This is a genomic window from Candidatus Accumulibacter propinquus (assembly GCF_056856495.1).
On record NZ_JBSEHC010000003.1, the window covers coordinates 167,395 to 193,504 of the forward strand.

At 63.5% G+C, this 26,110-nt stretch carries 27 protein-coding genes; 18 read left to right on the plus strand and 9 right to left on the minus strand.

The genetic code is table 11. The features are described 5' to 3' along the window. Positions 1-176 precede the first annotated feature (176 nt). The 4 genes from AC15MQ_RS06955 to AC15MQ_RS06970 are packed head-to-tail and all read left to right on the plus strand — an operon-like array spanning position 177 to position 3,493. Complete coding sequence (locus AC15MQ_RS06955; RefSeq protein ID WP_287667206.1) at positions 177-428, plus strand: acyl carrier protein; 252 nt, start codon at positions 177-179, stop codon at positions 426-428. 14 nt (positions 429-442) lie between these two features. Continuing rightward, positions 443-1,264: a hydrolase 2, exosortase A system-associated gene (locus AC15MQ_RS06960; protein ID WP_483079734.1), complete on the plus strand. Its 822-nt coding sequence runs from the start codon at positions 443-445 to the stop codon at positions 1,262-1,264. Further along, positions 1,261-2,220, plus strand: a complete 960-nt coding sequence (locus AC15MQ_RS06965) for a hydrolase 1, exosortase A system-associated (RefSeq protein WP_483079735.1) — start codon at positions 1,261-1,263, stop codon at positions 2,218-2,220. Before AC15MQ_RS06960 ends, AC15MQ_RS06965 begins: the two co-directional genes overlap by 4 nt. Before the next feature lie 34 nt (positions 2,221-2,254). After that, on the plus strand, positions 2,255-3,493 hold the full coding sequence (locus AC15MQ_RS06970) for a lipocalin family protein (protein ID WP_287667211.1): 1,239 nt from the start codon (positions 2,255-2,257) through the stop codon (positions 3,491-3,493). Between the two features lie 82 nt (positions 3,494-3,575). Here AC15MQ_RS06970 and AC15MQ_RS06975 read toward each other — a convergent pair whose 3' ends face one another. The 5 genes from AC15MQ_RS06975 to acs form a co-directional block, all read right to left on the minus strand. Further along, a complete protein-coding gene (locus AC15MQ_RS06975) occupies positions 3,576-3,845 on the minus strand; it encodes a DUF4212 domain-containing protein (protein WP_287652288.1) in 270 nt (89 codons plus the stop codon). Positions 3,846-3,892: 47 nt separating this feature from the next. Beyond that, positions 3,893-5,932: a sodium:solute symporter family protein gene (locus AC15MQ_RS06980; RefSeq protein WP_287667214.1), complete on the minus strand. Its 2,040-nt coding sequence runs from the start codon at positions 5,930-5,932 to the stop codon at positions 3,893-3,895. A gap of 15 nt (positions 5,933-5,947) precedes the next feature. Beyond that, the gene (locus tag AC15MQ_RS06985; protein WP_350497402.1) at positions 5,948-6,661 is read right to left on the minus strand and encodes a 3'-5' exonuclease; all 714 of its coding nucleotides are present in this window, start codon (positions 6,659-6,661) and stop codon (positions 5,948-5,950) included. Positions 6,662-6,668: 7 nt separating this feature from the next. Further along, complete coding sequence (locus AC15MQ_RS06990; protein ID WP_287652285.1) at positions 6,669-8,579, minus strand: putative nucleotidyltransferase substrate binding domain-containing protein; 1,911 nt, start codon at positions 8,577-8,579, stop codon at positions 6,669-6,671. 199 nt (positions 8,580-8,778) lie between these two features. Beyond that, positions 8,779-10,746 (minus strand): acetate--CoA ligase, encoded by a 1,968-nt coding sequence (gene acs, locus AC15MQ_RS06995; RefSeq protein ID WP_287652284.1) that lies wholly within the window; start codon positions 10,744-10,746, stop codon positions 8,779-8,781. Positions 10,747-11,013: 267 nt separating this feature from the next. On the opposite strand from acs, the gene AC15MQ_RS07000 reads away from it, so the two are divergent. The 9 genes from AC15MQ_RS07000 to ribD all read left to right on the plus strand — a co-directional run bounded on the left by AC15MQ_RS07000 (position 11,014) and on the right by ribD (position 19,759). Beyond that, on the plus strand, positions 11,014-11,562 hold the full coding sequence (locus AC15MQ_RS07000; protein WP_483079736.1) for a TIGR00645 family protein: 549 nt from the start codon (positions 11,014-11,016) through the stop codon (positions 11,560-11,562). Positions 11,563-11,610: 48 nt separating this feature from the next. Next, positions 11,611-13,131 carry a fumarate hydratase gene (locus tag AC15MQ_RS07005; protein WP_287652282.1) on the plus strand — a complete coding sequence of 507 codons (1,521 nt, stop codon included), beginning with the start codon at positions 11,611-11,613 and terminating at the stop codon, positions 13,129-13,131. 68 nt (positions 13,132-13,199) lie between these two features. Continuing rightward, complete coding sequence (locus AC15MQ_RS07010; RefSeq protein ID WP_287652281.1) at positions 13,200-13,544, plus strand: RidA family protein; 345 nt, start codon at positions 13,200-13,202, stop codon at positions 13,542-13,544. 144 nt (positions 13,545-13,688) lie between these two features. Further along, positions 13,689-14,474, plus strand: a complete 786-nt coding sequence (gene murI, locus AC15MQ_RS07015) for a glutamate racemase (RefSeq protein ID WP_287652280.1) — start codon at positions 13,689-13,691, stop codon at positions 14,472-14,474. Next, entirely contained in the window at positions 14,456-15,781 is a 1,326-nt protein-coding gene (locus AC15MQ_RS07020) for a TIGR03862 family flavoprotein (protein ID WP_483079737.1), read from the plus strand. Before murI ends, AC15MQ_RS07020 begins: the two co-directional genes overlap by 19 nt. A gap of 4 nt (positions 15,782-15,785) precedes the next feature. Next, positions 15,786-16,805, plus strand: coding sequence for an AI-2E family transporter (locus tag AC15MQ_RS07025; protein WP_287652278.1), 1,020 nt, complete (start codon positions 15,786-15,788; stop codon positions 16,803-16,805). A 121-nt stretch (positions 16,806-16,926) separates the two neighbouring features. Then, entirely contained in the window at positions 16,927-18,186 is a 1,260-nt protein-coding gene (gene glyA, locus AC15MQ_RS07030; protein WP_287652277.1) for a serine hydroxymethyltransferase, read from the plus strand. Further along, positions 18,183-18,653, plus strand: coding sequence for a transcriptional regulator NrdR (nrdR, locus tag AC15MQ_RS07035; protein ID WP_287652276.1), 471 nt, complete (start codon positions 18,183-18,185; stop codon positions 18,651-18,653). The genes glyA and nrdR overlap by 4 nt, the downstream gene beginning before the upstream one ends. Continuing rightward, the gene (gene ribD / locus AC15MQ_RS07040) at positions 18,653-19,759 is read left to right on the plus strand and encodes a bifunctional diaminohydroxyphosphoribosylaminopyrimidine deaminase/5-amino-6-(5-phosphoribosylamino)uracil reductase RibD (RefSeq protein ID WP_483079738.1); all 1,107 of its coding nucleotides are present in this window, start codon (positions 18,653-18,655) and stop codon (positions 19,757-19,759) included. The genes nrdR and ribD overlap by 1 nt, the downstream gene beginning before the upstream one ends. Here the strand turns inward: ribD and AC15MQ_RS07045 are convergent. Genes AC15MQ_RS07045 through AC15MQ_RS07060 form a run of 4 tightly spaced genes read right to left on the minus strand, consistent with a single transcriptional unit; the run spans position 19,756 to position 23,914 of the window. Next, positions 19,756-20,508: a HesA/MoeB/ThiF family protein gene (locus tag AC15MQ_RS07045; protein WP_483079739.1), complete on the minus strand. Its 753-nt coding sequence runs from the start codon at positions 20,506-20,508 to the stop codon at positions 19,756-19,758. The genes ribD and AC15MQ_RS07045 overlap by 4 nt on opposite strands. A gap of 13 nt (positions 20,509-20,521) precedes the next feature. Further along, the gene (locus AC15MQ_RS07050) at positions 20,522-20,941 is read right to left on the minus strand and encodes a hypothetical protein (protein WP_287663890.1); all 420 of its coding nucleotides are present in this window, start codon (positions 20,939-20,941) and stop codon (positions 20,522-20,524) included. 23 nt (positions 20,942-20,964) lie between these two features. Next, positions 20,965-22,374, minus strand: a complete 1,410-nt coding sequence (locus AC15MQ_RS07055; protein ID WP_287663892.1) for a S41 family peptidase — start codon at positions 22,372-22,374, stop codon at positions 20,965-20,967. A gap of 22 nt (positions 22,375-22,396) precedes the next feature. After that, positions 22,397-23,914 carry a murein hydrolase activator EnvC family protein gene (locus tag AC15MQ_RS07060; protein ID WP_287663894.1) on the minus strand — a complete coding sequence of 506 codons (1,518 nt, stop codon included), beginning with the start codon at positions 23,912-23,914 and terminating at the stop codon, positions 22,397-22,399. Between the two features lie 143 nt (positions 23,915-24,057). On the opposite strand from AC15MQ_RS07060, the gene AC15MQ_RS07065 reads away from it, so the two are divergent. The 5 genes from AC15MQ_RS07065 (at position 24,058) to AC15MQ_RS07085 (ending at position 26,110) form a co-directional block, all read left to right on the plus strand. Beyond that, on the plus strand, positions 24,058-24,366 hold the full coding sequence (locus tag AC15MQ_RS07065) for an ArsR/SmtB family transcription factor (protein ID WP_287663916.1): 309 nt from the start codon (positions 24,058-24,060) through the stop codon (positions 24,364-24,366). Between the two features lie 85 nt (positions 24,367-24,451). Beyond that, positions 24,452-24,871: a rhodanese-like domain-containing protein gene (locus AC15MQ_RS07070; protein ID WP_287652270.1), complete on the plus strand. Its 420-nt coding sequence runs from the start codon at positions 24,452-24,454 to the stop codon at positions 24,869-24,871. Next, complete coding sequence (grxC, locus tag AC15MQ_RS07075; RefSeq protein ID WP_287652269.1) at positions 24,868-25,143, plus strand: glutaredoxin 3; 276 nt, start codon at positions 24,868-24,870, stop codon at positions 25,141-25,143. The genes AC15MQ_RS07070 and grxC overlap by 4 nt, the downstream gene beginning before the upstream one ends. A gap of 52 nt (positions 25,144-25,195) precedes the next feature. Continuing rightward, a complete protein-coding gene (secB, locus tag AC15MQ_RS07080; protein ID WP_287667244.1) occupies positions 25,196-25,663 on the plus strand; it encodes a protein-export chaperone SecB in 468 nt (155 codons plus the stop codon). A 12-nt stretch (positions 25,664-25,675) separates the two neighbouring features. Next, positions 25,676-26,110, plus strand: coding sequence for an SH3 domain-containing protein (locus tag AC15MQ_RS07085; protein WP_483079740.1), 435 nt, complete (start codon positions 25,676-25,678; stop codon positions 26,108-26,110).

A 26,110-nucleotide genomic window follows, 5' to 3' on the forward strand; every position in this document is an offset into this window, starting at 1 on the left:
TACCAGGCCAGAGCCGACGGCAATCGGGCCGAGGTCGCCGACGGTTGGCCGACACGGTAGTGGTGTGACCTATCACACGAAGCGCCGTCACACGACTCGGTATAATCGCCGCTCATTCGTTCAGCCCTGCCGGTCGGGCAGGCTGCAGCGCGGAAATCCCATCACCAGGAGTCGACATGGATATCAGCAGCGAGGTGGTTTCGGTTCTTGACGAGGTCTTGAGCCTCAAAGGACGGGCAAGCAGGTTTGCATTGGACACCCCCTTGCTTGGCGCCATTCCAGAACTCGACTCGATGGCAGTGGTCGCCCTGATCACGGCCATTGAAGAGCGCTTCGGATTTACGGTCGACGACGACGAGATCGACGGGTCAGTATTCACCACTCTGGGCAGCCTGATCGACTTCGTCCAGGGCAAACTGGACGCCTGAGCAGCCCTCCCCCGGTGGCGATCGAAGCCTTTTTCCTGCCTGCCTCTCCAGGCCAGCGCTTTGCCCTGCTATATGCTCCTGAAGACCCGGTAAAGCTGCAAGGGGCGGTGGTGTACATCCATCCCTTTGCCGAAGAACTCAACAAATCCCGGCGCATGGCCGCCCTGCAGGCACGCGCGCTGGCCACGGCCGGCTACGCGGTGCTGCAGATCGACCTCATGGGTTGTGGCGACAGTTCCGGCGATTTTGGCGACGCCACCTGGGAGGTCTGGCTGGCCGACGTCGAGCTTGCCTGTCAATGGCTGCAGCGGCGGTTCGGCGCGCCGCTGTGGCTGTGGGGCCTGCGCACCGGCTGCCTGTTGGCCAATGAAGCCGCCAACCGCATGGCGCTGCCGGTCAACCTGCTGTTCTGGCAGCCAGTCCTCGCGGGCAAACAGTTTCTGCAGCAGTTCCTGCGACTGAAGATGGCTGCCGAACTCCTCGGCAACGAGACCAAGGGTGTGATGGAACGTGTGCGTGGCCAGTTGCGACAGGGAGAATCGGTCGAAGTGGCAGGCTACCTGCTGTCACCGGCGCTCGCCGGCGGTCTGGAGAAAGCAGAGCTTCTGCTGCCTCACCGCTCAGGCCGGGTGGAATGGATAGAGATCTCCGGCAGGCCCGACGGCAGCCTGTCGCCGGCCGCCCTGGCGCGCCTGACACAATGGCAGGTTGCCGGCCAGCGGGCACGCAGCACGGTCGTCAACGGTCCGGCTTTCTGGCAGACCAGCGAAATCAGCGAGAGCCCGGCGCTGCTTGAAAGCAGTCTCCTGGCGTTGTCCGAAACGGTCCCGGCATGAACATCGTCGAGGAAGCACTGCTGTTTACCTGCGCCGGCGAAGTGTTGCCGGGCATCATTGCCAGGCCCGCCCACCTACTCGCCGCAAGCACTGCCGTCGGCAGTGCCAACCCTGCGCAGGCCGGCCGGGAACATCCCCCCAGATTGGCGGATGCCGCCGTGACCTCCGGAAAGGAGTCCAGTTGCGGCGTCCTGATCGTCGTCGGCGGGCCGCAATATCGTGTCGGCAGCCACCGGCAGTTCCTGTTGCTCTCGCGCCGATTGGCAAGCGCAGGTTACCCGGTGATGCGCTTCGACTATCGCGGCATGGGTGACGGTGGCGGCACGATGCGCAGCTTCGAGGACGTTTCCGCGGACATCGGCGCCGCCATCGATGCCTTTCAGCACCACTGCCCGTCGGTGCAGCGTATCGTACTCTGGGGGCTGTGCGATGCGGCCTCTGCAACCTTGCTGTACGTCGAAGCGACGCGTGACCGGCGGGTCGTGGGTCTGGCCTTGCTGAACCCCTGGCTACGCTCGGAGGCGAGCCTGGCGCAGACCCACATCAAGCACTATTACGGTCAGCGCCTGCTGCAGCGCGAGTTCTGGTGGAAGTTGTGCAGCGGCCGCATGCAGGTATGGCACTCGCTTAGCGGCTTGCTGCACAGCGCGCTGCTGGCGCGTCGGTCCGGCCAGACCGGCGGCGCAGTTGCCACGCGCTCGTTTCAGGAGCGCATGGCTGCGGGTTGGCGGCAGTTTCCGGGACGGATGCTGCTGATCCTGAGCGCGGAAGACTATACCGCCAAGGAATTCCTGGAGTTCGCCGCTGCCGATCCTGGCTGGTCGGGCCTCATCGAGGCGTCCAAGGTACGCCGGATTGAGATTACTGATGCCGACCATACTTTCTCGTCCAGGGCGTTGCGTTCGGCGGTCGAGGATGCCACGCTAACATGGCTGCACACACTGCCGGCGGCCTGAGTCCGCCCCCATCCACCCGCGAGGAGCTATTGCGATGCGTACCGAGTCGTCGGGCACCTACCGTGTGAAACTTTCCCGTCGGGGCAAGGCCCGCCCCGGCTCGTCGCGCTGGTTCCGACGCTATCGCTGGCTGGTGATCTCCGGCTGGCTATTGGTCGGAATGGTGGTCGTCTGGATCATGTTCATCCGTTCCGAGAGCGTTCCGGCCAAGTCATCGGCAGACGCTGTGGCCGCTCACCCGGCGCCGACCACACAGAATGTGGCGGAGATGCCCGCCGTCAGACTGCCCGCGGACGACGCCGTGCATGAGGCGCTCACTGAATGGTGGTATTACAGCGGCCACCTGCAGACGGATTCCGGCGAACGTTACTCGTTTCACATGGCCGCCTTCCTGCGCCGCGGCACGCTCACCCATACGGTATTCCAGGGCTCCCTGCTCGACCATCAGACCGAGAAGATCTACACCGAGCAGGCGCGCACCGCGGGCAACCCTTCGGACGGCCGCACCAACGGCTTTGGCTTCAACTTCGGCAACTGGCAGTTGCAAGGAACAGGCGCCGAGCACGCGGCGAAAATGGCGGGCAAGGATTTCGCGCTCGACCTGAAACTCAAGGACGCGCTGCAACCGGTGCTGCACCAGGCACCGGGGACCCCGGTTGCCGGCCTGCTCGATTTCGGCAGCGCCGGCAAGAGCTATTACACGTCGCGTCCGCGCATGGCTGCCCAGGGGACATTGAGCATTGGCGGAACAATCAAGGCGGTACGCGGAGAAGTATGGTTCGATCACCAGTGGGGCGATTTCGAAGCGGCCAGCCTGCGCTGGAACTGGTTCGCGCTTCAGCTCGGTGATGGCGCGGACCTGATGCTTTTCGAGCTCTTCGATCGCCAAGGTGCGGCCGTTCTACGCATGGGAACGTATGCCAAGGACGGCGCGGTGAGCGCACTCGGGGCCGCGGACTTCGCGGCGAACTCGCGCGGCACCTGGAAAAGTCCTGCCTCAGGGGTGCTCTATCCGATCAACTGGACGATCTCGATCCCCGCCCGCGGCCTGCAACTGAAAGTCGATCCGGCGCAACGGGCAAGCGAGTTCGATGCGCGTACGACGACGCTCAACGTCTACTGGGAAGGAGCGGTCAAGGTCAGCGGTTCGCAAGCGGGGGTCGGCTTCATGGAACTGAGCGGCTATCAGGCTCCGGCGGATCTGGCAGTGAAAAAACCGGCGGCCGTAGGCACCGGGAAGTCCGCCAACGGCACTGCCTTGAAACATGACTAGCGAGTGAGTCGCTGACGTGACTTTCACATTAAACAGCCCCGGAGGCTGTTGACGAAAATAGCGGAGCGGAACCGTTCCGGACTCATTCCTCGGGGTCCGCGTCACTGACCCCGAACTCGCGGTCGAGCTGATTCATGTAGCGGGCGTACCAACAGATGATCAGCAGGTAGATCAGCGGTGCGCCCTGCGCGCCCATGTAGAAACCGAGAGGAAAACCGAAAACGTTGATCTCCGACAGTTCGCGGGCGAAGTAACTGACGACGAAGGTCACGACGAACCAGACCGCCAGCAGCCAGGCGGTCATCCGGAGGTTCCGCCGCCAGTAGTCGCGTTGTTTGCGCTCCAGCCGCACTCAAGGCGCTCCCACGAGAAAGCCCCCTTCCGCCGACGAGCGACGGCTCACCAACGTTCCATTTCGGGATAACGGACGCTTTCGACAAAATCCTGCGTTTCCTCGCTGGGGGGCTCGCCGAACAGGCTGACGATGATGATCGTGAAAAACCCGATGGCAACACCCCAGACGCCGGCCGAGGTGGACTGGATTCCCAGCCAGGGCTCCATGCCGATGCCGTGGATGCCGAGCCAGGGGATGGCGTCGAAATGCACACGGATCATGTAGTAGATGGTCATCAGCAGGCCGACGACCATGCCGCTGACGGCGCCCGTGGGCGTCGCCCTTTTCCAGAACACCCCGAGGATCAACGCCGGAAAAAGAGCCGCGCCGGCCAGGGAAAAGGCCCAGGCGACCATGAACAGGATCGTCGCCGGCTTCTGCGAGGCGACGCTGGCGGCGAGCACGGCCACCACCAGCAACAGCGACTTCGAAACCACCAGCCGCCACTGCGTGGTCGCAGTCGGGCGCAGAACCTTGTAGTAAACATCGTGCGACAACGCACTGGCGATGGTCAACAGCAGGCCGTCGGCGGTAGACAGCGCGGCCGCCAACGCACCGGCGGCCACCAGTCCGGAAATGACGTATGGCAGGCCGGCAATCTCGGGCGTCGCCAGCAGAACCACGTCCGGATTCAGCGACAACTCGGCGAGCTGCAGGATGCCGTCGCCGTTGATATCCTCGATCGACACCAGCCCGATCTTGCCCCAGGAGGTGACCCAGATCGGTAACTGGGTGATGGACGAACCGACCAGGCTCGAATAAATCTCGTACTTGGCAAAGGCCGCATAGGCCGGAGCCGTGAGATACAGTGCCAGAATGAAGAACAATGACCAGAACACCGAGCGGCGCGCGTCGCGCACGCTGGTGGTGGTGTAGTAGCGCATCAGCACGTGCGGCAGCGCCGCCGTACCGACCATCAGGCAGAATACGAGGGTCAGGAAATTCAGACGCGCGGTGTTGTTCACGCCTTCTGCGGCGCCCGGGTATGGCGTCAGGTGGTGGTCGGGCAGGGCGCCCCGCTGACCTGCCTCGCGCATCAGCTGGTCCCAGTAAGCACGCGCGGCTTCGCTGGTCTTCGGCAACTCCCGGCGCAGCCGCTCCAGCGCCACCACTTCGCGCATCTGCGCGTTGCTGCTCTTCAACTCGTTGATCTGCGTGCTCAGACTGCGCCGCTCTTCCTCAAGCGAGTCTGGAAGGGTGAGGATGCGCGTGTAGTAGCCATCGGCGCGTTCGCGAAACAGACGGCGGGCGTCGACTTCAGCCGGATCGTCGAAGATCCGCTCCTCAAGAACCTGCACTTTCTGCAGCACCTGGCCGTAGGTCAGCTGCGGAACCGGAATGCCGGTGACCTCGAAGGAAAGAATCGTCACCGGCACGAGATAGGCGACGATCAGGATCGCGTATTGCGCCACCTGCGTCCAGGTCACGGCCCGCATGCCGCCCAGGAACGAGCAGACCAGAATTCCGGCGAGGCCGACAAAGACGCCGATTTCGAACTGCAGACCGACAAAGCGGCTGGTGATCAGGCCGACGCCATAAATCTGCGCCACCACATAGACAAACGACGCCAGGACGGTGGCGAAGACGCCAACCAGCCGTGCCAGGTTGCCGCCATAGCGCGCAGCGAGAAAATCCGGAATCGTGTATTGCCCGAAACGGCGCAGGTAAGGCGCCAACAGCAGCGCGACCAGAACATAACCGCCGGTCCAGCCCATCACGTAGGCCAGGCCCTGATAACCCGTCAGGTAGAGCGTCCCGGCCAGTCCCATGAAGGAGGCCGAACTCATCCAGTCGGCGCCGGTGGCCATACCGTTGAAAACCGCAGGCACGCGCCGTCCAGCGACGTAGTACTCCGAGACACTGGCGGTGCGCGCCAGCACCCCGATCGTGGCGTAAAGGAAGATGGTCAGGAAGAGAAACGAATAACCGATCCAGCGTGGCGGCATGCCGTGCCGTTCGAGCACCCCCAGCACCAGGATGAACAGGAAGAAACCGACCGTGTAATAGGCGTAATAGCGACGCAGTGGGAGAGAGTAATCTGCCATCGCGGAGCCGCCCTCCTAGCTGCTCTGGTGCAGATGACGACGAGCCTTCTCGAGCTCAAGCAGACTGGCCGGGGTTTCGAAACCTTTGCGCGCGCCACGGGCAATCGTGACCTGCAACAACTGGGCAGTGGCATAGGCGTCGGAGACGGCGTTGTGGCGGTGGATGCTGTCGATTTCGAAATGCGTGAGCCAGGCGTCCAGGCGCCCCTGCGTACTGTCGATGTCGCGAAACAGGTCGGGCATGACCCATTCGAGATCGATCCACGGTAACGCGAACTCGATTCCCAGGCCCTCGGCGAGCACGCGCTCGACCATCGCCGCCACGAACGGCACATTGTAGGCAACCAGTGGCGCCTTGCCGACAAATTGCAGAAAGGCGATCAGTGCCTCGACCGCCTGCGGCCCGGCCACCGGCGCAGGCACTGCGTCGCCGGCGGCCGCTGCCGCTTCGCTGGTCGGTGCGGCACTGGCCAGGATCAGTTGCAGGGTATCCCTGAAATCGATCTGTCCGTCGACCAGCGCCACCGCGCCAATCGTGTACAAGCGGTCGGTCCTGACATTGATGCCGCTGGTTTCGACGTCGACCACCACGTAGCGGCAGCGATAGTGCGAGCGGCGCAGGTCCGGGGCAGGCAATTGCTGCCAGGCGGCAATGCACTGCTGCTGTCTGGTAGTCAGGGCCACGCCTGGAGCGCTCTGGCCGGCGAAGAGTCTGGAGAACCAAGTCATGAGATGATCAGAGCTGATAATCGAGTTTCAGCCGCGCCTGCAATTTGCGCGCCTGTCGGAATGCCTCTTTGAGAATGCGCCGTTCAATCTCGTTCAATTCGTCCGGACGGATCAGATTGTCTCCCGGGCGCCCGTGTTCCTGTTCGAAATGCTGGTGCCGCAGGCGCAGGAGCTGGATGAAATTGAAGCCCTCCAGGCTTGCCGCCAGGTCATCCGAAGAAAAATTCATCAGGGCGCTGGCGCGCTTGAGACGGCTCACGGTGTTGGTCGCCTCGATCTGGTGCGCCAGCGCAAAGACGCGCGCGGCGTCCGTGAACAGGCGCACCCCGTATTTCTTGAGATCAATGGTGCCGGGATGCTCGGGGTCGGCGCCAGTCACGAAATCACGTATCCGGCCCAGCGGCGGCGATACGCTGAGGGCGTTTTGCGCCAGCATGCGCAGGAACAACGGATTGCCTCGCGTCTGCCGGAGCAGTGAGAGACGCATGCGGTGAGCCAGATTGAACCTGCCGTAAAGCGGCCGAAAGTCGAAGAAGATCGTGGCATTGAGCAGGGCCTGCGGTTCCGGCGTGCGCACCCAGTGGGCAAACCTTTCCTCCCACTCCTCCAGCGTCAGGCACAGGGCCGGGTTGCTGGCCATGATGTTGCCCTTGCACAGCGGGAAACCACAGGTATCGAGGTCGGCGTTGACATCGCGGGCAAATTCCAGAAAGCGCAACTGCGTCAGTTCGCGATCCATGATGTCGGTGCAGATGAAGACGATGCCGTTATCCTGGTCGGTGGTAAAGGTCTGCTCGTCGCGCCCCTCGGAACCGAACGACAGCCATGCCCAGTCGATGCCGTAGAGGTCGTGTCGATCGAGATTCAGTTCGATGATCCGACGGGTCACGGTGTCGTTCAGCGTCGAGATGAACTGCGTGATCTCCTGCGCGCCCCCCCCCTCGGTGAGCATCGTCAGCGACAATTGCCGGACATCCTCGCGGGCGTGCTGCAGCACATCAAGGCTGGTCGCCGCATCGATCGCATGCCGGATCTGCCGCAGGCCAGCACCTTGCAGCTTGAACAGGTCACGCTCGGAAACCACGCCCTTGAGGCGTCCGCCCTCATCCACCGCCAGCACGTGGCGGATGCCATGCATGGCCATCGCCAGCGCGGCATCGTGGGCGTTGGCCGCCAACGGCAGAGTCTGCGGCGACGTGGACATCACCGAGGAAATTGGCTGATCGAGCGACCTGCCGGGGAGCACGATGCGCTTCAGAACATCCGAGAGGGTAAAGATCCCGACCGGCTGCTCGCCGGCATCAACAATCACCATCGACCCCAGGTGGCGGTCGGCCATCAGTTCGACCACCTGGCGAATCGACGCTTCCGCCGGGACCGAAACCGGTTCGCGCTTGACGATCACCGCCAGCGGCGAATTCATCGTTTTCTGTTCGGCGGCGCGCTGCGCAAACTGGAGTTGCAACTGTTGTTGCGACTGTTTGAGCAGGCCGGCAATGTATTGCGAACAGAACAGGCTGAAGACCGTACTCTGCTGGGTAAGGGCAAAGAAATCGTCGGCCGGCAGCTCGTAGCAGAAGACATCCTCGCGCGCCACGTAAGCGCTCGAAGTCGGGCGTTGCGCCATCAACGCACCGATGGCGAAGGCCTGGCCGGGACCGAGCGTGATCGCCGAGAATTCGACGTTGCCGGCACCACCGCTGGCCCTCACCCGCACCTTGCCGCGCTGCAGAATATAAAGGACTGGCGCCACCCCCATCTCGCTCGACAGGATCTGCGCGCCTTTCGGATAGTGTGCCAGCCGGACATGCTCGGCAAGAAAGCGCAGCGCCTCCGCCTCCATCCGATCAAAAGGCGGGTAAGCCTGCAGGAACTCGATGCATGCCGCGACCAGCATCTCCGTCGCACTGTTGTTCATGCCTGCTCCTCGATCGGCACAAAAAGGCAGGCCGGCACCAATAGCGCCGGCCTGCGAGACAGTTCCTGCCTGGCCACCCGGTAAACCCTGCCGTCAGGGCCTGCGTACCGTGCGCCAGACAACGCCTGTCAACTTACCCTGAACGAAGCAGCCGGCCGCCGTGCAGCACCCGCACAGCAGGGCGGCAGTCGGGCGTCGCTCAGCTACCCCGCAGTTGCTCCAGGATGGCCGGGTTTTCGAGCGTCGAGACGTCCTGCGCGACGGTTTCCCCTTTGGCCAGCGAGCGCAGGAGGCGACGCATGATCTTGCCGGAACGCGTCTTTGGCAGATTCTCGCCGAAGCGCAGATCTTTCGGCTTGGCAATCGGGCCGATCTCACGCCCGACGTGATCCTGCAACTCCTTGATCATCTTCTTGGCTGCTTCGCCGACCGGCCGCGGTCCCTTGAGCACCACAAAGGCACAGATCGCCTCGCCGGTCAGATCGTCGGGGCGACCGACGACGGCCGCTTCCGCCACCATCGGATGGGACACCAGGGCCGACTCGATTTCCAAGGTCCCCATGCGGTGGCCGGAAACGTTCAGCACATCGTCGATACGACCGGTGATCGTGAAATATCCGGTGTTGACATCGCGTATCGAGCCGTCGCCGGCGAGGTAGAGCTTGCCGTTGAAATCGTCCGGGTAGTACGACTTCTTGAAACGCTCCGGATCGCCCCAGATGTTGCGAATCATCGCCGGCCAGGGTCGCTTGACGACCAGCAGGCCGCCCTTGCCCCAATCGAGCTCAGTGCCGGTTTCGTCGACCACCGCGGCCTGGATGCCCGGGAAGGGCAGGGTGCAGGAGCCGGGCACCAACGGGGTTACGCCCGGCAGCGGCGTGATCATGTGCCCACCGGTTTCAGTCTGCCAGAAAGTATCGACGATCGGGCAGCGGCTGCCACCAACGCTGTCGTAATACCACTGCCAGGCCGCCGGGTTGATCGGCTCGCCGACCGTTCCGAGCAGACGCAGCGACGACAGGTCGTACTGGGTCGGCGCCACCGCCGGATTGGTATCGGCGGCCTTGACCAACGAGCGAATGGCGGTCGGTGCGGTGTAGAAGATAGTGACCTTGTGATCCTGGATCATCTTCCAGAAGCGGCCGGCATCCGGATAGGTCGGAATGCCTTCGAAGACCATCTCGGTGCCGCCGCAGGCAAGTGGTCCATAGGTGATGTAGGTGTGGCCGGTAACCCAGCCGATATCGGCGGTGCACCAGAAAAGGTCGTCCGGCTTGAGGTCGAAAGTCCACTTCATGGTCACAATGGCGTGCAACAGGTAGCCGCCCGTCGAGTGTTGCACACCCTTCGGCTTGCCCGTCGAGCCAGAGGTGTAGAGCAGGAACAAGGGGTGCTCGGCACCGACCCACTCCGGCTCGCAGACGTCGGACTGCCCGGCGATCACGTCGTGCCACCAGACGTCGCGCCCGGGGACCATGTGGCAGGCACCACCCGTGCGCTGGAAAACGATCACGGTCTTGACCGACTCGCAGCCGCCCAGCGCGATGCCATCATCGACGGCCGGCTTGAGCGGAATCTTCTTGCCGCCACGGCATTGCTCGTCGGCGGTAATCACCGCCACGGCCCCCGCGTCATTGACCCGGTCACGTACCGACTGGGCCGAGAAGCCGCCAAACACCACCGAGTGGATGGCACCGATGCGCGCGCAGGCCTGCATCGCGATGATGCCCTCGACACCCATCGACATGTAGATCACCACCCGGTCGCCCTTCTTGATGCCACGTGCCCGCAGGCCATTGGCAAACTGGCTTACCCGCGACAGCAGTTCCTTGTAGGTAACTTTCTTGACCTCGCCGTCGTCGGCTTCAAAAACGATGGCCACCTTGTCGCCGAGACCGGCCTCGACGTTACGATCCAGACAGTTGTATGAGACGTTCAGCGTGCCGTCCGCGAACCATTTGAAGAAGGGTGCGTTGGATTCGTCGAGTACCTGCGTGAACGGTGTCTTCCAGGACACGTGCTCGCGCGCCAGCCGGGCCCAGTAACCGGTGTAATCCTTTTCCGCCTCGGCGCACAGCGCCCTGTACGCATCCATGCCCGAAATCGTGGCCTGCTTGACGAATTCGGCAGAAGGCTCAAAAAAATTTACGGCCTCGTTCAGTGACATGTCCCATCTCCTGTTGGTTTTGGTGGAGGATTCTAGAATTCGATGCAGCAAGTCGCGAAAAGAACCCATGCTTCGCAACCCCCGCGTAGCGGAAGGCAGATCATACGCTGCTCACCCGGCCGTGTGACTCGCCAATCGCTTCAGATTAAACGCCGCCAATCTTACAGGCCACTTACGCCAGGGCCTTGCAGCACAACCAAAAGACGCCTTTTATTGATGCTAGAATCGTGTTTTTGGATCATTCCGCACTGAAAACCAATGGCCTCAATGAAACCGACGGTTGACAAACTCGAGATGTTCATCTTCTGGAGCCGCTGGCTACAGGCACCGCTCTACCTTGGCCTGATCATTGCCCAGGGCGTCTATGTCTACCTGTTCATGCTTGAACTGTCGCACCTGATTCAAAACCTTTTCTTCAGCAGCACGCGCATCAGCGAAACCGAAGTGATGCTGGTGGTTCTCGGGCTGATCGACGTGGTAATGATCGCCAACCTGCTGATCATGGTGATCATTGGCGGCTACGAAACCTTCGTCTCCAGGCTCGATCTCGAAGGGCACCCCGATCAACCCGAATGGCTCTCGCACGTCAATGCCGGAGTCCTCAAGATCAAGCTGTCGACGGCGATCATCGGCATCTCTTCGATCCACCTGCTGAAGACCTTCATCAATGCGGCCAACATGGCGGAGCACACGATCATGTGGCAGGTCATCATCCATGCGCTTTTTCTTTGCTCGGCACTGGCGATGGTCTGGGTGGACCGGGTCATGACCCAGACGCTGGCGCTGAGCAAGGCACAGCACGCTGCGCCGCATTGAACCGACACCCGCGGCGATGCCTCGCCGCCACCAACGAGAGAGCCTGAAATGACGACTATCAAGCAGGAAGACTTCATCCAGAGCGTTGCCGACGCGTTCCAGTACATCAGCTACTACCATCCGCTCGATTACATCCTGGCGCTCGGCGCCGCCTACGAACGCGAACAGAGCCCGGCGGCCAGGGATGCCATTGCCCAGATCCTGACCAACAGTCGCATGTGTGCGGAGGGCCACCGTCCGATCTGCCAGGACACGGGTATCGCGGTGATCTTTCTCAAGGTCGGCATGGACGTCCATTGGGAGGCCGGCCTGTCGGTCCAGGAAATGTGTGACGAAGGTGTCCGGCGCGCCTACAACAACCCGGACAACAAGCTGCGCGCGTCGGTGTTGCTGGACCCGGCCGGCGCACGCCGCAACTCGCGCGACAACACCCCCGCGGTGGTGCATTACGAGATCGTCCCGGGTCACCACCTCGAAGTGATCTGCGCAGCGAAGGGTGGCGGTTCGGAAAACAAGTCCAAGTTCTATGCGCTCAATCCCTCGGACTCGATCGTCGATTGGGTGCTGAAGACAGTGCCGACCATGGGTGCCGGCTGGTGCCCACCGGGGATCCTCGGCATCGGCATCGGCGGCACTCCGGAAAAGGCGATGCTGCTGGCCAAGGAGTCGCTGATGGCGCCGGTAGACATCCATGAATTGATCGCGCGCGGCCCGAAAAATCGCGTCGAGGAGCTTCGCCTTGAACTCTATGAGAAAGTCAACGCCCTCGGTATCGGTGCGCAGGGCCTGGGTGGCCTGACGACAGTGCTCGACGTCAAGATTCTCGACTACCCGACGCATGCGGCGAGCCTGCCGGTGGCGATGATCCCGAACTGTGCGGCGACACGGCACGCACACTTTCACCTCGACGGTTCAGGGCCGGCGGTGCTGACCCCTCCCGACCTGAATGACTGGCCCAAGGTCAACTGGACGCCCAACACCGAAACCTCGACGCGCGTGAACCTGGACACGCTGACTGCAGCGGAAGTCGCGGCCTGGAAACCGGGCCAGACGCTGCTTCTCAACGGCAAGATGCTGACCGGTCGCGATGCGGCCCACAAGCGCATCCAGGACATGCTCGCCAACGGCGAGAAGCTGCCAGTCGACTTCACCAACCGGGTCATTTATTACGTGGGTCCGGTTGACCCGGTTCGCGACGAAGCGGTTGGACCCGCCGGACCGACCACCGCGACCCGCATGGACAAGTTCACGGAGATGATGCTTGCCGAGACGGGGCTGATTTCGATGGTCGGCAAGGCTGAACGCGGGCCGACAGCGATCGAGGCGATCAGAAGACACCGGTCGGCGTACCTGATGGCCGTTGGCGGTGCGGCTTATCTCGTCGCCAAGGCCATCCAGACGGCGCGGGTTGTCGGTTTCGCCGATCTCGGCATGGAAGCGATCTACGAGTTCGACGTCAAGGACATGCCGGTGACCGTAGCGGTGGATTCCACCGGCACTTCGGTTCACACCACCGGGCCGAAGGAATGGCAGGCCAGGATCGGCAAGATCCCGGTGGCCATCGCCTGAAGAGCCCCGTGCTTCGCAGGCGCCCAACCGGCCCCGCGCCGGCTTCGTCTTCGTTGGAGAAAGTTCGTATGGCGATAGAGCGGCACGGCACGACGCAACGGTATTCGGACATTTGCGCGTATGGGAACACGATCTATCTCGTCGAGACGCCGCAGACGCTTGATGCCAACGTCGCCACACAGACACTCGAGGTCCTTGCCGGCGTCGAAAAGCTGCTGGAATGTGCCGGCAGCGACAAGACGCGGCTGCTGATGGTCACCATCTACCTTCGCGATATCGACGACATGATTGCGGTGAACGCGGTCTGGGACCGATGGGTCCCGCGCGGGACCGCGCCGGCCCGTGTCTGCGTCGAAGCGAAACTGAGCAATTGCGACTACCTGATAGAAATCGCGGTCGTTGCGGCACGCTAGCAGGCTGGCCAGGCGCTTGTCTGAACATCTGCTCCGTCGGCTGCAACACGCATGGCGGGTGCCGCTCTACGGCGGCGCGAGGGCGGCGTTGCTCCGGAGCGAGAGTGCGGAGGACGCGACACGCACGCCACCGTGGTATGCGGGATGATCGGCGTATTTGACAGCGGTATCGGCGGGCTCTCGGTGTTGGCAGCCATCGCGCGTGCCTTGCCGCGCGCCGACCTGATTTACCTTGCCGACACCGCGCACCTTCCCTATGGCGACAAGGACGACGCCTACATTCGTCGCAGGGTTCTGCGGATTGGCAGGCATCTGGTCGAGCGGGGCTGTGGGGTCATCGTCGTTGCCTGCAACACCGCCACCGCGGCCGCCGTCGCGGCTTTTCGCAAGGCCTTCCCGGATGTGGCCGTGGTCGGAGTGGAGCCCGGCGTGAAACCCGCGGCGGCAATGTCGCGCAGTGGCCAGATTGCGGTGCTGGCAACCACTTCGACTGCCCGCAGCCGGCGTCTGGCGCAGCTCATCCGGCGCCACGCCGGCGAGGTACAAGTCAGGATCGAGGCCTGCCCGGGCTGGGCAACGCGAGTCGAGACCCTGCGCCTGGATGAGCCTGACTTTGTCGAAGAGGCGCGGCGCCACCTGGCCCCGCTACTGGCAGCCGGCGTCGACCAGATCGTGCTTGGCTGCACCCACTATGCTTTTCTCTGCCCCGTGCTGGAACCGATCGTCGGTTCGCAGGCGGCGCTGGTGGATGTTGCCGATGCCGTAGCACGCCAGTGCGTTCGGCTCGCGGGAGAAGCGGCCCAGGGCAGGAGTGAGCTGTCGCTGCTGGCAACTGCCGATCCGGCTCGGCTGCAAGCCGCGCTGCCCGCGCTCGGACTGACCTGGCTGGGCACTCGCCTGAGCAGCGCGCCGTGCCTGGTCGTCGCCTGAACATCGACCAGCCCGGTACCGCCGCGGTCGCGCGGGTGGTGGCGGTCGTCGGTGGCGGGCCTGCCGGGCTGATGGCGGCTGAGGTCATCAACCGGGGCGGTGTGCAGGCCGAGGTCTACGACGCGATGCCGTCAGTCGGCCGCAAGTTGCTGCTGGCCGGCAGGGGCGGACTGAACCTCACCCACGCCGAGCCCTCCGCAGCATTCCGGAGACGGTATGGTGAGCGTGAACGAGAACTCACTCCTTTGCTCGATGCCTTCGGGCCGGCGGAGTTGCGCGAATGGGCATACGGCCTCGGTATCGGCACGTTTATCGGCAGTTCCGGACGCGTCTTCCCGACCGGCATGAAGGCTGCTCCACTGCTGCGCGCCTGGCTGCAGCGGCTGCGAGCAGGAGGGGTGCGCTTTCACATGCGTCGCCGCTGGTGTGGTTGGGCGCACCCGAGCGGCCAGGGTTACCGGCTGTGCTACGCGACGCCGGATGGGAGGGAGGAGCGCAAAGCCGACGCGGTGGTGCTCGCCCTGGGCGGCGCCAGCTGGGCAAGGCTGGGGTCGGATGGGCGTTGGTTCGACGTCCTGCATGCGGCCGGAGTGGCGCTGGCGCCATTTCGGCCGGCAAACTGCGGCTTTGATGTGGGCTGGAGCGCGCATTTTCGCGAGCGTTTCGCGGGTCAACCGATCAAGTCCGTGGTTGCCACAGTGATCGACCTGAATGGCGCCGAACATCGCCGCCGCGGCGAGTTCATGCTTACCGCAACCGGGCTCGAAGGCGGCTTGATCTATGCGCTGTCCGCGATCCTGCGCGACACCATCGAAGCCTGCGGGTCGGCTACGCTGCGCCTCGATCTGCTGCCGGAACACGCGCTGGAGCGAGTGATCGGCGAATTGGCACGACCGCGTGGCGCACGTTCGCTGGCCAGTCATCTGCAGAGCCGTCTCCAACTCAAGGGCGCGAAGGTTGGCCTGCTGCGTGAGCTGGTCTCGCCCGCAGCCTTCGCCCATGCTGCTCTGCTCGGCGCGGCGATCAAGTGCCTGCCGATCGTCCTGTCTGCACCGCGACCGCTTGACGAAGCGATCAGCACCGCCGGCGGCGTTTGCTTCGAGGGCCTTGACGGGCAACTGATGCTGCGCGCTTTTCCTGGAGTGTTCTGCGCGGGCGAAATGCTCGACTGGGAGGCACCGACCGGGGGCTATCTGCTGACCGCTTGCCTGGCCAGCGGTTTCGCCGCCGGTCACGGCGTCCTGAACTGGCTGCACACCGCGGGCGGCAACGTCAACGCATTCTCAGACCACCCTGAAAGCGAGTAGAAACTTGAGCAACAGCTCTCCTGTCAGAGTCACGGCCATCGAACATGCCTCCTGGGTCCTTGCCCTGCTGGCGATGCTGATGGTACTTCTGGTGCATCTCTTGCCGGCGCTGATTGCCGGACTGTTGGTCTATGAGCTCGTACATGTGCTGGCGCCCTTCTTTGCCCGGCACCTGTCGAACAGCCGCTCCAGGGCACTGGCCGTGAGCCTGGTCGTGTTGGTCGTGCTGGGAGCGGTCGCCGCGGTGGTGCTTGGGCTGGTGTATTTCATGAACAGCGAGGGTGGCAGCATCGCCGCGTTGCTGGCAAAGATGGCCGAGATCATCGAAACCTCGCGCGCGACGTTGCCCGGCTGGCTCGGCGACCTGCTCCCGCGGGACAGCGAGGCCCTGCGCGAACACGCCAGCCACTGGCTGCGGGAACATTCGGCCGAGTTGCAGATGCTTGGCAAGGAGACCGGCCACGTGGTCGCACACGTCCTGATCGGCATGATCATCGGCGGCATGGTGTCGCTGCGCGAGGCCAGTCACAACGAGCACATGGGGCCACTGGCGCGCGCGCTGGCAGAGCGTGTCTTTCGCCTGGGCGAAGCCTTCCGGCGTGTGGTCTTCGCCCAGGTCCGGATCTCCGCGCTGAATACCCTGTTCACTACCCTGTACCTGGGTATGGTGCTGCCGGTGTTCGGCGTTCACCTGCCGCTGACCAAGACGATGATCGTCGTGACCTTCATCGCCGGCTTGCTGCCGGTGGTTGGCAATCTGATTTCCAATACGGTGATCTTCGTGGTCAGTCTGGCGCATTCGCCGGGCGTGGCGCTTTCCTCGCTGGCTTTTCTGGTCGGGATTCACAAGCTGGAGTATTTCCTGAACGCACGCATCGTCGGCGCCCAGATCAGAGCCAAGGCCTGGGAATTGCTGACCGCCATGCTGCTCATGGAGAGCACGTTTGGCCTTGCCGGTCTGGTCGCGGCGCCGATTTGTTACGCCTGGCTCAAGGACGAGCTGTCACGGCGGCGCCTGATCTGAGCGCGCGCGTTTTCATGGCGCGCGTCAGTGGCTGCCGGCTGCTTGTGGAGCCGGCGCAGATTCTGTGGGAATCCTGCTGCGTGCTACAATTCGCCCCTTTTCAAGGCTTGCGAGGCGCACGATGTTTTCCGATAGAGACACCCTGGCGAGAGTAGACCCCAAGATCTGGCAGGTGCTCGAGGACGAGAATCGCCGTCAGGAAGAGCACATCGAACTGATTGCCTCCGAGAACTACGTCAGTCACGCGGTGATGGCGGCGCAGGGCTCGCAACTGACCAACAAGTATGCCGAGGGTTACCCGGGCAAGCGCTATTACGGTGGTTGCGAGCACGTCGATGTCGCCGAGCAACTGGCGATCGATCGGCTGAAGAAGCTGTTTGGCGCCGATGCCGCCAACGTCCAGCCAAATTCCGGATCGCAGGCGAATCAGGCGGTGCTGATGGCCTTTGCCAAACCCGGCGACACGATCATGGGCATGAGCCTCGCCGAGGGTGGCCATCTCACGCATGGCATGCCGCTCAACATGTCCGGCAAGTGGTTCAAGGTTGTGGCCTATGGTCTCGACGAGCATGAAGCGATCGATTACGCGAAGATGGAAGCGCTGGCGCGCGAGCACAAGCCACGCATCCTGATCGCCGGGGCGTCGGCCTATTCCCTGCGCATCGACTTTGAGCGTTTCGCCAATGTGGCCAGGGAAATCGGCGCGATTTTCATGGTCGATATGGCGCATTACGCGGGCCTGATCGCGGCCGGTTGTTACCCCAACCCGGTGCCCCACGCCGATGTGGTGACCTCGACCACGCACAAGACACTGCGTGGGCCGCGTGGCGGCGTCATCCTGATGAAGGCCGAACACGAAAAAGCGATCAATTCGGCGATCTTCCCCGGCCTGCAAGGGGGGCCGCTGATGCATGTGATCGCCGCCAAGGCGGTGGCTTTCAAGGAAGCCCTGTCACCGGCTTTCCGCGACTACCAGGAGCAGGTGGTGGCCAATGCCCGCGTATTGTCGCGCGTGCTGTCGGCCGAGCGCGGTCTGCGGATCGTCTCCGGCCGCACCGAATCGCATGTGTTTCTGGTAGACCTGCGCGCCAAGAACATCACCGGCAAGGACGCCGAGGCGGCTCTGGGTGCCGCCCACATCACGGTTAACAAGAACGCGATCCCGAACGATCCGCAGAAGCCCTTCGTGACTTCCGGCATCCGTATCGGCTCGCCGGCGATGACCACGCGCGGCTTCACCGAGTTCGAATCCGAGACAGTGGCGCACCTCATTGCCGATGTTCTCGATGCGCCGGGCGACGCCGATGTCCTGAAGCGCGTGCGCGCCGATGTCGGCGTGCTGTGCCGGAAGTTTCCGGTCTACGGCTCGTCGTCGGGATGAAATGCCCGTTCTGCGGCGCTGACGAAACAGCCGTCGCCGACACCCGGATCAACGACGATGGCGACATCGTCCGGCGGCGACGGCGTTGCCTGAAGTGTGACAAGCGGTTTACGACTTACGAGCGGGCGGAGTTGCGCCTGCCGCAGATCATCAAGAAGAATGGCTCGCGGGTCGATTTCGACCGCGACAAACTGGCTGCCAGCCTGTTGCTGGCGCTGCGCAAGCGACCGGTCAGCAGCGCGATGGTCGAGGCGGCGATTGCCCGTATCGAAGAAAAGCTGCTGGCGCTCGGCGAGCGCGAAGTGGCTTCGGAGAAGGTCGGCGAGATGGTCATGCGCGAGTTGAAGAAGCTCGACAAGGTCGCCTACGTTCGATTTGCTTCGGTGTACCGCAATTTCGAGGACGTGGACGAGTTCTCCAAGGTGGTTCGCGAAGTCTCTCGCTCGGCGCCGCCGTCCGGCCGCTGATGGCCCCGGCGTTCAGCGCCTCCGACCATCAGCACATGGCACGTGCCCTGCGCCTGGCCGAGCGCGGGCTCTTCTCGACCAGCCCCAATCCGCGCGTCGGCTGTGTCATCGTCAAGGATGGCGAGATCGTCGGCGAGGGCTGGCACGTACGTGCCGGCGGGCAGCATGCCGAAGTTCACGCGCTGCAGGCCGCTGGCGACAGAGCGCGCGGGGCGACCCTTTACGTTACCCTGGAACCCTGCAGTCACCACGGTCGCACCCCTCCCTGCGCCGAAGCCCTGCTTGTCGCCGGGGTGGCGCGGGTCGTCGCCGCGATGCAGGATCCCAATCCGCAGGTGGCCGGGCGGGGTCTGGCGCGCTTGCGTGTCGCCGGGGTGATTGCCGAGTGTGGCTTGCTGGCCGCAGAGGCGCAGGAAATCAATGTCGGATTTGTCGCGCGCATGACGCGTGCGCGGCCGTGGTTGCGGATGAAACTTGCCGCCAGCCTCGACGGCAAGACGGCCCTGCAGAACGGTGCCAGCCAGTGGCTGACCGGCGCGGCGGCCCGGCAGGACGGGCATCGCTGGCGCGCGCGCGCGTGCGCCATTCTGAGCGGCATCGGGACGGTCCGCCACGACGACCCGCAGCTCAATGTGCGTGCTGTCGAAGCTCCGGGTGCGGAGTTGCACCAGCCCTTGAAGGTGATCGTGGACAGCCGGCTCGAACTGCCGCTCGACGCCCGCTTGTTGCGCGATGGCGCTGTCCTGATCGCCGCCACCGCTGATGACTGCGGCCGGAGCGCGGCCCTCGTCCAGCGTGGTGCCGAAGTCATCCTGCTGCCGGGACCGGGCGGAAAGGTCGATCTGGTGGCGCTGCTTGACGAACTGGCGCGGCGCGGCATCAACGAAGTACACGTCGAGGCCGGTTTCGCGCTCAGTGGTTCGCTGTTGCGGGCAGGGTTGGTCGACGAACTGCTGCTTTACCTGGCGCCATGCCTGATCGGCGACGCGGCGCGCGGCATGTTCGATCTGCCGCCATTGCAATCACTGGCCGACAAACGCACGCTGCAAATCCGCGACCTGCGCATGCTCGGCGCCGATCTGCGCGTGCTCGCCCGCTTCAGCTAGGCGCGCGGCGCGCAGACCGGGCATTGCGGATCCCGCGCAAATTTCACGCAGCGCCAGGTCATCGCCAGGCCGTCGAGCAACCAGAGCCGGCCGACGACCGGCTCGCCGGCTCCGATAATCAGTTTCAGTGCCTCGGCCGCCTGCATCGCGCCGATGATGCCGGTGAGCGGTGCGAAAACGCCCATGACCGCGCAACGCAACTCCTCGACATCCTCCCCTTCGGGAAAGAGACAGTAGTAACACGGCGTGTCTTCGCGCCGAGCATCGAAAACCGCAAGCTGTCCGGCAAAGCGGATCGCCGCTCCGGAAACCAGCGGCCGGCGCAGCTTCACGCATGCCCGATTGACGGCGTGGCGGGTGGCAAAGTTGTCGCAGCAGTCGAGCACCACATCGGCATCGGCGACCAGCGCTTCCAGCGCTTCGCCGGCAAGCCGACGGCTGACCGCCGTGACCCGTATCTCGGGATTGAGGGTCTGTAACGCGATCTTGCCGGAGCAGGCCTTGGACTCGCCGATGCGGCCGTCAGTGTGCAGGATCTGCCGCTGCAGGTTGGTCAGGTCTACCGTGTCGCCGTCCGCCAGCGTGATCTGGCCAACGCCGGCAGACGCGAGATACAGGGCCGCCGGCGAACCGAGACCGCCGGCGCCGATGATCAGCGCTTGCGCATCGAGCAGGCGCTGCTGCCCTTCGACGCCAATCTCGTCCAGCAGGATGTGCCGGCTGTAGCGCAGCAACTGCCCGTCATTCATCGGCAGCAGCGCATTACTTGTATTCGCGCCACTCCGGCGGAGTATCGTCGTGGTCGCCGTGCGGGTGACGTTCCCAGGCGTGCGTGTAGGCTTCCGACTGCGAGCGCTTGAGCGGACGCACCGGCGCGTCGAGATTGTGCAGTTGCGTTTCCTCGACGTAGTAGATCAGCGCGCGCATCATCTTGCTCATCAGCGTGTTGTCGAGGTGATAACCCTGATCCTCGAGCGTGCCTTCGAGTTCCTGCAGACAATGGTGGTGCAGATCATAGGCCACACCGAGTGCGCGCGGCTGTTCGCGCCGTTCGAGTTCGAGATCCTCCAGCCTGCCGAGAAAGTCCGACGCTTCGGGGACCTGGCCGGGCGGGAACTTGGCAAACAGGATGTTGCGCTGCTTGCGAATCGGCGTCTGTGGCATGGCGGCCGGTCGTTTCACGTTCCCCGCTCCGAGAGAAAGGCTCACCGAGTATTCTGCATGATCTGCATCCCCTTGAGAAGGTTCAGCGCCTGGTTCAACTGATAGTCCTTTTTTGACGCCAGTTCGCGGCTCGGCGGCTCGGCGGCCTCGTCCGGATCGTCCTTGGCTGTGCTGGCCTTCGGCTTGGCGGGTGGCGCGGTCTTGGCAGGCTTCGCCGGCGCGTCCTTGGCCGACGCCGGGTCCTTGCTGCCGTCGAGATGGTGGTCGAGGTTGGCCTCGCGCAGGCGCTCGGCCGAGCTGCCGTTGGCGCTCTCTTCGACGACGATGTCCGGCACGATGCCTTTGGCCTGGATCGAGCGGCCCGAAGGCGTGAAGTAGCGTGCAGTGGTCAGCTTGATCGCGGTGTTTCCGGGCAAGGGCAACACTGTCTGTACGGAGCCTTTGCCGAAGGTCGTCGTCCCGAGAACGATCGCGCGGCGGTGGTCCTGCAGCGCCCCGGCGACGATTTCCGATGCCGAGGCGGAGCCCCCATTGACCAGCACCACCATCGGTACCTTGCGCGCCTCGGGCGGCAGTGCCTTGATATAGTCGTCCCGGCTACCGCGCAGGTAGTCCGCGGGCGATGCCGAGAAACGGTGCTTGGCGTCCGGGGTGCGCCCGTCGGTCGAGGTGACCAGGGTGTCCAGCGGCAGGAAGGCTGCCGAAACGCCGACCGCGCTGTTGAGGAGCCCACCCGGATCGTTGCGCAGATCGAGCACCAGGCCCTTCATCGGGCCGGGCTTGAACAGGTCCTGAAGGTGCTTGACCACCGCCGCGCCGGTATTTTCCTGGAACGAGGTGATGCGCAGATAGCCGTAACCGTCCTCGACGAGTTTCGACTTGACGCTCTGCACCTTGATGACTTCACGCGTCAGGGTGATTTCGAGGGGTTTGGCCTCGCCCTTGCGGAGAATCGACAGCCTGATCTGCGACCTCGGCTTGCCGCGCATTCGCTTGACGGCCTCATTGAGCGTCAGACCCTTGACCAGCGTATCGTCGATCTTGAAGATCAGATCGCCCGGCTTTACCCCGGCGCGGTAGGCCGGCGTGTCCTCGATTGGCGAAACCACCTTGACCAGCCCGTCTTCCATCCCGACTTCGATGCCGATGCCGCCGAACTCGCCCTGCGTTCCGACCTGCAGGTCCTTGAACGCATCGGCATCGAGATAGCTGGAGTGCGGGTCGAGATTGGAGAGCATGCCGCTGATCGCGTGCGTGATCAGCTTCTTGTCTTCGACCGGCTCGACGTAGCCGGTCTTGATGGCGTTGAATACCTCGGCGAAGGTGCGCAGTTCCTCAACAGGCAGACTGGCTCGCGTTTCCTTGTCGGCGATCGCCGAAAACTGCAGGCTGATCAGAACGCCGCCAACCAATCCGGCACAAACCAGCCCGGCCTGTTTCAACTTCCCCATTCGTATCACTCCAGTGCGCACCTCATTTCGGGTTAACCCAAGCCAGCGGGTCCAGCGGCTTCCCTTGGTGGCGAAGCTCAAAGTATAAACCGGATTCGGGATTGCCACCGCTGTTGCCGACGGTGGCGATGGTCTCGGCGGCGCGCACCTCGTCGCCGACCTGTTTCAGCAGCGAGTCATTGTTGGCATAGATCGAAAGATAGCTGCCGCCATGGTCAATGATCAGCAAATTGCCGAAACCGCGCATCCATTCGGCAAAGACGACCCGGCCGCCGGCGATGCTGCGGACTTCACTGCCCGCACTGGCAAGGATGAACAGGCCCTTCCAGGTGCTGCCCTCCTGCCGGGGGGTGCCGAAGCGATTGCTGATCGACCCGCGCGTCGGCAGGCGCAGTTGCCCTTTCATTCTTGCCAGATTGCCCGGTGCCGGCGGCGTAGTCTCGACGTGCGCCTCCGGCACCGGGGGCGTCGCGACGGGCGCTTTTTCGACGAGTGGTTTCTCGGCGAGCGATCGTGCCGCCCGCGCAGGTTTGTCTTGCGTTGTCGCCTGTCGCGCCACCTGCCGCGCGGCCTGCTGGGCCGCCTGCTGGGCTGCCGCCTGCTGCGCCACCTGTCGCGCCGCCTCGCGCCGTTGTGCTTCGCGGTGGGCTTCCTGCGCTTCACGGGCTCTGGTGGCGATGATTTTCGACAGGCGTTCGACGAGTTCGGCCATTCGCCTCTCGTCACGCTGCAGATTGCCGATCTCGCGGCGCTGCGTCGCAATGTGATCCGAGACCTTGTCCAGCATCGCCTGGCGCTGCTCGCGTTGAGCCAGCAGTTTGGCGTGCGCTTCCTTCTCGCGGGCTTCGCTGGCCGACAATTGCTCGGCCTGCTGCCGGGTATCGGTGGCCAACGCCTGCTTGCGGTGCAGGGTGGCTTCGATCTCCTGCAGGATCTGGCTGCGGGCTCTGCCAATCAGCCCCAGATAGTGCAGATCCCGCGCCAGTTGATTGGGATCGTCGCCGTTGAGGAACAGACGCAGAGGGTCCGGAGTGCCTCGGAGATACTGTCGGTAGAGCAGCTTTCCCAGTTGTGCCTGCTGTGCGCTCAGTTGTTGTTCGAGTGCGCGCGCCTGCGTGCCGAGGTCCCTGAGCGTTGCCTGCAGGCTATCGATCTGGGTGGTCAGTTGCAGCAGGTCGCGCTGGGTGGTCGAGATCGCGCGCTCGGCATCCTTCAACTGATCCACCGCGTCCCGGCGCGATCCTTCGGCGGCGGCCATCTCCCTGCGCAGCGTTTCGATCTGCAAACGTAGCGACTTGAGGTCGCCCTGCCGTTCGGCGACTTCGTTCGGCGAAGCCGTGTCGGCGTTTCTGGCACCCGCCGGGGGACTGGCGGCGATCGCGTGCGTCGGCAGGGCCAACGCCAACCACCCGATCAGCAACCAGTACCTGACCAGCGGAGGAAGCCTCGCTGAGCTGCGGGGTGTCGCCTGCCCCGCTACCGGGGCGCTGGTGGCGCCCGGCGCGGCATGGGCCGGTGATTTGTCTGGGGTTTTCGTCAATGAACGGCACACGCCTTGCAGAAACCTCGATCGAGCCAGCGCGCGGGAGGCTACCGTCAGGGCGATGGCGTGCGGGACACGCTTGCATCAAGGTTTTGTTCTATAATCGGCGATTATATGATAAACGACGAATCTGGCGTATCGTGCCGATCACGAGCAGTCTCATTGACAAGCAGGAGCATATTGAGCAGGCAGCGCGTGCGCTGAAGTCGATATCGCATCCCCTGCGACTCAAGATCCTTTGCGTGATCGGGGATCAGGAAGCCTGTGTTCAAGAGATCGTCCAGGCCGTAGGCACTTCGCAAAGCAACATTTCCCAGCATCTTGCCATTCTTCGCGAAAAGGGTGTTCTGATCGCGCGCAAGGAATCCAACCGCGTTTATTATCGGGTTGGCGATGCCCGCACGCTGCAGTTGATTGGCATGATGCGCGAGGTTTTCTGCGGCGGCTAGGGGTATTTTCGTTGTCGCCGATTTTTTTACCGGGGAGCGGCATCCCGCTCCCGTCTGTTGAGCAGGTCAGTTTCTGGAGTCTCGATTGGAATTCATACAGCAGAACATTCTTCTGGTGGCCGTCGCCGTGGTCAGTGGCTCGATGCTGCTGGCGCTCTCTTTCCGCCGGCCGGGGGGGACGAACGCCGTCACACCGACGCAGGCGACGATGCTGATCAACCGCGAGAACGCCCAGTTGATCGACATTCGTGAGCCGAACGAATATGTCGCCGGGCACCTTGGCGACTCGCGCAACATTCCTGCGGGATCGCTCGCGGAACGCGCGACCGAGCTGGAGCCATTCAAGGACAAACCGCTGATTCTCATCTGCCAGTCCGGAATGCGCTCGTCCGCCGCCCGTTCGACCCTCGCCAAGCTCGGTTTCCTCAAGGTACACACCCTCGATGGTGGCGTTGCTGCATGGTCGGAAGCCGGCCTGCCGCTGAAGAAGGGAGCCCGGCGATGAGCAACGCGTCACGCGTGCTGATGTACTCGACCGCGGTTTGCCCATTCTGCGTACGTGCCGAGCAGTTGCTGCGCGCGCGCGGCGTCGTCGATATCGAGAAAGTGCGGGTCGATCTCGATCCCGCGCGCCGCGCCGAGATGCTCGAAAGGACCGCCAGGCGTACGGTTCCACAGATTTACATCGGCGAAACGCACGTCGGTGGTTGCGACGAGTTGATTGCTCTCGATCGTGCGGGCAAGTTGCTGCCCTTACTCGCGGGTGCATGCGTTTGATGCCCGCGCCGAGTTTCACTAACCCCCTCATCCCATTGGCCAAGAAACTACCATGAGCGAACAAGAAACCCCCATCTTTGCGATCGAGAAAATCTACATCAAGGATCTTTCGGTTGAAGTCCCCAACGCGCCGCAGATCTTTCTGGAACGCGAGTCTCCCAAGGTCAGCATCCAGTTGCAGACCAACGCGCAGGGGATTGGCGAGGGCGTTTTCGAGGTCACGCTGACGACCACCGTGACCTCCAAGCTCGAAGAGAAGACGGTGTTTCTGGTCGAGGTCGGTCAGGCCGGCATCTTCCGCGTGCAGAACGTGCCGAGCGAAAACATGGAACCGCTGCTGTCGATCGCCTGCCCGAACATCCTCTTCCCGTATGCGCGTGAAGTCGTCTCCGATGCCGTGACGCGTGCCGGTTTCGCACCCGTGCTGCTGCAGCCGGTCAACTTCGAAGCGCTCTACATGTCGCGTCTGCAGCAGCAGGAAGCCGCCAAGGAGGCCTCCGGCGAGTCGACGATCCAGTAAGCGGGCCGCACGATGAAGCGGCTGTTGGGCCTGCTGCTGACCGCCGGATTGGCGGCACCATCGTTGGCGATCGAGTACCGCACCGTCGATACGCCAACGGTGCTTTACGATGCACCTTCGCAGAAAGGCAGCAAGCTCTTCGTCGTCAGGCGCGGCACGCCGGTCGAGATGGTCGTCAACCTGGAAGGTTGGTCCAAGGTCCGTGATGCCGACGGCGGTCTGGCCTGGATTGAGGCCAGGTATCTCGCCAAGCGGCGTGCGGTCATCGTCAGCGTGGTGCGCGCGCAGGTCCGGCAGAGCGCCGACGAGGCGGCGGCGGTCGTCTTCGAAGCGGAAAAGAACGTTTCACTGGACTATCTCGAAACCATGCCCGGTGGCTGGGTCAAGGTGCGGCATCGCGACGGCCAGACAGGCTTCGTGCGCGTCAACCAGATCTGGGGGGTCTGA

Coding starts and splice junctions, on each gene's coding strand:
- grxC (WP_287652269.1), top strand. CDS start 24,868: ATGAGCAACGCGTCACGCGTGCTGATGTACTCGACCGCGGTTTGCCCA.
- AC15MQ_RS06985 (WP_350497402.1), bottom strand. CDS start 6,661: ATGACTTGGTTCTCCAGACTCTTCGCCGGCCAGAGCGCTCCAGGCGTG.
- AC15MQ_RS06970 (WP_287667211.1), top strand. CDS start 2,255: ATGCGTACCGAGTCGTCGGGCACCTACCGTGTGAAACTTTCCCGTCGG.
- glyA (WP_287652277.1), top strand. CDS start 16,927: ATGTTTTCCGATAGAGACACCCTGGCGAGAGTAGACCCCAAGATCTGG.
- AC15MQ_RS07085 (WP_483079740.1), top strand. CDS start 25,676: ATGAAGCGGCTGTTGGGCCTGCTGCTGACCGCCGGATTGGCGGCACCA.
- acs (WP_287652284.1), bottom strand. CDS start 10,746: ATGTCACTGAACGAGGCCGTAAATTTTTTTGAGCCTTCTGCCGAATTC.
- AC15MQ_RS06980 (WP_287667214.1), bottom strand. CDS start 5,932: ATGGCAGATTACTCTCTCCCACTGCGTCGCTATTACGCCTATTACACG.
- AC15MQ_RS06990 (WP_287652285.1), bottom strand. CDS start 8,579: ATGAACAACAGTGCGACGGAGATGCTGGTCGCGGCATGCATCGAGTTC.
- AC15MQ_RS07055 (WP_287663892.1), bottom strand. CDS start 22,374: ATGGGGAAGTTGAAACAGGCCGGGCTGGTTTGTGCCGGATTGGTTGGC.
- AC15MQ_RS06955 (WP_287667206.1), top strand. CDS start 177: ATGGATATCAGCAGCGAGGTGGTTTCGGTTCTTGACGAGGTCTTGAGC.
- AC15MQ_RS06965 (WP_483079735.1), top strand. CDS start 1,261: ATGAACATCGTCGAGGAAGCACTGCTGTTTACCTGCGCCGGCGAAGTG.
- AC15MQ_RS07005 (WP_287652282.1), top strand. CDS start 11,611: ATGACGACTATCAAGCAGGAAGACTTCATCCAGAGCGTTGCCGACGCG.
- AC15MQ_RS07045 (WP_483079739.1), bottom strand. CDS start 20,508: ATGAATGACGGGCAGTTGCTGCGCTACAGCCGGCACATCCTGCTGGAC.
- ribD (WP_483079738.1), top strand. CDS start 18,653: ATGGCCCCGGCGTTCAGCGCCTCCGACCATCAGCACATGGCACGTGCC.
- AC15MQ_RS07010 (WP_287652281.1), top strand. CDS start 13,200: ATGGCGATAGAGCGGCACGGCACGACGCAACGGTATTCGGACATTTGC.
- secB (WP_287667244.1), top strand. CDS start 25,196: ATGAGCGAACAAGAAACCCCCATCTTTGCGATCGAGAAAATCTACATC.
- nrdR (WP_287652276.1), top strand. CDS start 18,183: ATGAAATGCCCGTTCTGCGGCGCTGACGAAACAGCCGTCGCCGACACC.
- murI (WP_287652280.1), top strand. CDS start 13,689: ATGATCGGCGTATTTGACAGCGGTATCGGCGGGCTCTCGGTGTTGGCA.
- AC15MQ_RS07000 (WP_483079736.1), top strand. CDS start 11,014: ATGAAACCGACGGTTGACAAACTCGAGATGTTCATCTTCTGGAGCCGC.